1 protein-coding gene is annotated in these 1,452 nt (G+C 45.8%); it reads left to right on the forward strand.

Annotation, left to right across the window (positions count from 1 at the left end; all coding sequences use genetic code 11):
* Nucleotides 1-121 precede the first annotated feature (121 nt).
* Nucleotides 122-1,452: IS66-like element ISRgn2 family transposase (locus tag PGS38_RS17385; RefSeq protein ID WP_270476449.1), on the forward strand; the 1,331-nt coding region annotated here is incomplete at its 3' end.

The following is a 1,452-nucleotide window of genomic DNA, read 5'->3' on the forward strand; positions in this document are numbered from 1 at the left end:
AAACGGAGGGGCTTCTCACCCTGTATCATGTCTGAAATCCCTTGTAAATGCTGGGGTTTCTGCTTCTTTTTCATTGCTTTTTATGGTATAATAAGAGCAGTGAAAAAGGAGCAGAAAACATATGGCTGGCAATTCAAAAGATTCAAAAATCCTTGCGTACAAGGACATGATCAACCAACTGAATAAGACGATTTCCACACAGACAGAACTGATCCAGTCTTTACAAAAAACATTGGAAGCAGACCGGCTGGAAAAAGAAAACCTTCGTCAGCAGATTGAATATCTCACGAAGAAACTTTTTGGTACTTCCAGTGAAAAACGGAAAGATATCGCTGGCCAGTTGAATCTTTTTGATGAAGCCGAGCAGGAAGCAGATCCGACATGGGAACAGGAACTTCCTGATGACATCACTGTTCCGGAACATAAGAGAAAAGCAAGACGGACACATGCTGATCTCTTTAAAAATGTTCCTTCCTGCGACGAGATCATTTCTCTTCCGGAAGAGGAGCGAAACTGTCCAACCTGCGGAACGCAGATGGAATGTATTGGGAAAGAATTCGTCCGCCATGAATTTCGTTTTACCCCTGCCAAGGGAAAAGTAGTAAATATCTATCGTGAAACCTATAAATGCCCGGAGTGTGCCATATCAGAGGAACATCCGGATGATCAGACATTTGTCAAAGCCCCTGTTCAGGAACCATTGATCCCGGAAAGTTATGCATCGGAATCCGTTGTCGGATGGGCAATGCACCAGAAGTACCAGAATGGTCTGCCGTTAAACAGGCAGGAAGAGGACTGGAAGCAACTGGGTGTCCCATTAAGCCGGGCTACGCTTGCTAACTGGATCATTTACTGTGCCGAGAATTATCTCCGTCATGTTTATAATTATTTTCACCGTCAGTTACGGATGCGTAAATATCTGATGGCAGATGAAACCCGGGTTCAGGTACTGAATGAGCCGGAGCGTAATCCTGAAACGGATTCCTGGATGTGGCTCTTCCGCAGTGGAGAAGATGGACTTCCGCCGATCCTGCTCTACCATTACACAGAGACAAGGGCAAAGTTCCATGCAGCATCTTTCCTACAGGGGTTCAGCGGATATCTGGAGACAGATGGATACCAGGGTTATAATAATCTGCCGGATATCAAACGCTGCTCTTGCTGGGCACATGTGAGACGTTACTTCACAGATGCCATACCGAAAGGGAAAGAGTATGATTACAGCCTTCCGGCAGTGCAGGGAGTACAGTTCTGTTCCAAGCTGTTTGATTGTGAGCGGTACTCAAAAGCAAAAAATCACACTGCGGAGCAGAGAAAACAATTTCGTCTTGAAAAGGAGAAGCCGATACTGGAGGCATTCTGGAATTGGCTGGATCAACAGCGCCCAAACAAAGGAACCCGTTTGGCGAAAGCGGTAAACTATGCCCAAAATCGGAAAGACACCCTGATGAC

Source organism: Fusicatenibacter saccharivorans (genome assembly GCF_027667425.1).
Classification (GTDB): Bacteria; Bacillota; Clostridia; order Lachnospirales; family Lachnospiraceae; genus Fusicatenibacter; species Fusicatenibacter saccharivorans.